The sequence below is a fragment of the Xanthomonas sp. SHU 199 genome, from assembly GCF_000364665.1.
GTDB classification, from domain to species: Bacteria; Pseudomonadota; Gammaproteobacteria; order Xanthomonadales; family Xanthomonadaceae; genus Xanthomonas_A; species Xanthomonas_A sontii.
In genome coordinates this window covers 1-2,783 of sequence record NZ_AQOI01000668.1, presented here as the reverse complement: position 1 = coordinate 2,783, position 2,783 = coordinate 1, and the positions used below count along the sequence as shown (strand labels likewise).

Genomic DNA, 2,783 nt, shown 5'->3' with positions numbered 1-2,783 from the left:
GGCGGGCGCCGCGCGCGCGATGCCGGGCTGACCCGGCTGTACGCGCTCGGCCCGCTCAGCGCCCACGCCGCGCAGGCGTTCGGCGAGAACGGCCGCGTCTTCGACAGCCATGCGGCGCTGATCGAGGCGCTGCAGCGCGATCTGGCCGCGGTGGCCGGGAATCGGGAATCGAGAGCCGGGAATCGGCAAGAGCAGGATCAAGAGCAGGAAGTGAAGCAGATGCATGAGAACACCGGCGCGCCGTCCGTTGGCGCGCCCCAGCCGGCCCCGGCCACGCTCCTTGTCAAGGGCTCGCGCGGCAGCGCCATGGAAACCGTGGTGCGTGCGCTGCTGAACCAGGCACAGGAGGCGCCGCATGCTGCTTGAACTCGCCCGCTGGCTGCAGCAGCTCGAAAGCATGTTCGGGCTGTTCGGCTATCTGACATTCCGCGGCATCCTCGCGGCGCTGACCTCGCTGTTCCTGTCGCTGTGGCTGGGCCCGGCGGTGATCCGCAAGCTGGCGCAGTTCAAGGGCGGCCAGCCGATCCGCCAGGACGGCCCGCAGACCCACTTCTCCAAGGCCGGCACCCCGACCATGGGCGGCTCGCTGATCCTGCTCACCGTGCTGCTGTCGGTGCTGCTGTGGGGCGACCTGCGCAACCGCTACGTGTGGCTGGTGCTGGCGGTGATGCTGGCGTTCGGCGTGATCGGCTGGTACGACGACTGGATCAAGATCGTGCGCCGCGACCCGAACGGGCTGAAGTCGCGCTGGAAGTACCTGCTGCAGTCGATCTTCGGCCTGGCCGCGGGCCTGTTCCTGTACTACACCGCCGACGTGCCGGCGGCGATCACCTTCTACATCCCGATGTTCAAGTCGATCGCGCTGCCGCTGGCCGGGATCAGCTTCGTGGCCATCGCCTACTTCTGGATCGTCGGCTTCTCCAACGCGGTCAACCTGACCGACGGCCTGGACGGCCTGGCGATCATGCCGACGGTGCTGGTGGCCTGCGCGCTGGGCGTGTTCGCCTATGCCTCGGGCAACGCGGTGTTCTCGGCCTACCTGAAGATCCCGACCATTCCCGGCGCCGGCGAGTTGATCATCATCTGCGCGGCGATCGCCGGCGCGGGCCTGGGCTTCCTGTGGTTCAACACCTACCCGGCGATGGTGTTCATGGGCGACATCGGCGCGCTGGCGCTGGGTGCGGTGCTGGGCACCATCGCGGTGATCGTGCGCCAGGAACTGGTGCTGGTGATCATGGGCGGCGTGTTCGTCATCGAGACCCTGTCGGTGATGATCCAGGTCGCCTCGTTCAAGCTCACCGGCAAGCGCGTGTTCCGCATGGCGCCGATCCACCACCACTTCGAACTGAAGGGCTGGCCGGAGCCGCGGGTGATCGTGCGCTTCTGGATCATTTCGGTGGTGCTGGTGCTGGTCGGCCTGGCCACGTTGAAGGTGCGCTGATGAACGACCCCGCCCGCCAAGCGACCCGCCTGGAGGCCATCGGTGGCCGCTACGACCCGTGGCTGCTCGGCGCCGCGGTGGCGCTGGCATCGCTGGGCGTGGTCATGGTCGGCTCCAGCTCGATCGAGCTGACTACCAGCCCGTTCTACTACCTGAGCCGTCACCTGCTGTTCCTGGCCGGCGGTGTCGGCCTGGCGATCTGGGCGATGCGCACCGAGCTGAAGAACATCGAGCAGTACAACCAGTTGCTGCTGCTGGCCTGTTTCGGCCTGCTGCTGGTGGTGTTCGTGCCGGGCCTGGGCAGCACCGTCAACGGTGCGCGGCGTTGGATCAACTTGGGCATCTCGCGCTTCCAGACCGTGGAAGCGGTGAAGGTGCTGTACATCGTGTGGCTGTCCAGCTACCTGGTGCGTTTCCGCGACGAGGTCAATGCGACCTGGCCGGCGATGCTCAAGCCGCTGGGTGTGGCGGTGGCGCTGGTCGGCCTGCTGCTGCTGCAGCCGGACTTCGGTTCCTCCACGCTGCTGCTGGCGATCACCGCCGGCATGCTGGTGCTGGGCGGGGTGAACCTGCCGCGCATGTCGATGCCGATCGTGATCGGCCTGCCGGTGTTCGCCTTCATCGCGATCCTCGAGCCGTACCGCCTGCGCCGCATCACCTCCTTCCTCGATCCGTGGGCCGACCAGCTCGGCTCCGGCTACCAGCTGTCCAACGCGCTGATGGCGGTGGGCCGCGGCGAACTGTTCGGGGTCGGCCTGGGCGGCTCGGTGCAGAAGCTCAACTACCTGCCGGAAGCGCACACCGACTTCATCTTCTCGGTCATCGCCGAGGAACTGGGCTTCGTCGGCGTGTGCCTGATCATCTCGCTGTACGCGCTGCTGGTCGGCCGCGCGTTCTGGCTGGGCATGCGTTGCGTGGAAATGAAGCGCCATTTCTCCGGCTACATCGCCTTCGGCATCGGCCTGTGGATCAGCCTGCAGAGCTTCGTCTCGGTCGGCGTGAACCTGGGCATCCTGCCGACCAAGGGCCTGACCCTGCCGCTGATCTCCGCCGGTGGTTCCAGCGTGCTGATGACCTGCGTGGCGATGGGGCTGCTGCTGCGCGTGTCCTACGAACTCAACCGCGCCGAGCGCCAGGTGGCACTGGTACGCAGCGACGCGGCGATGCCGGTCAAGCAGACCGTGGACAACGCCGAGGACCTGCAGGCCGCGCGCGAGGCCAGCGCCAGCGCGGTCGCCGCGGCGATCCAGGGCGGCACCCCGGGGCGCGGCACCAGCCGCATGCAGCCGCGCGTCGAACCCACCTTCGGGAGGCTCGGATGAGCGCGGTGCAGGGCGATCGT

General features: G+C 67.9%; 2 protein-coding genes and 1 pseudogene. All 3 read left to right on the top strand.

Translation table 11 applies throughout. The features are described 5' to 3' along the window. Positions 1 to 366: pseudogene (locus tag D183_RS25290) on the top strand (UDP-N-acetylmuramoyl-tripeptide--D-alanyl-D-alanine ligase); the annotation flags it as partial. Continuing rightward, on the top strand, positions 356 to 1,441 hold the full coding sequence (gene mraY, locus D183_RS0119170) for a phospho-N-acetylmuramoyl-pentapeptide-transferase (protein WP_010344435.1): 1,086 nt from the start codon (positions 356 to 358) through the stop codon (positions 1,439 to 1,441). The pseudogene D183_RS25290 and the gene mraY, both read left to right, overlap by 11 nt. Beyond that, the gene (ftsW, locus tag D183_RS0119165) at positions 1,441 to 2,763 is read left to right on the top strand and encodes a putative lipid II flippase FtsW (protein WP_017910425.1); all 1,323 of its coding nucleotides are present in this window, start codon (positions 1,441 to 1,443) and stop codon (positions 2,761 to 2,763) included. Before mraY ends, ftsW begins: the two co-directional genes overlap by 1 nt. Positions 2,764 to 2,783 lie beyond the last annotated feature (20 nt).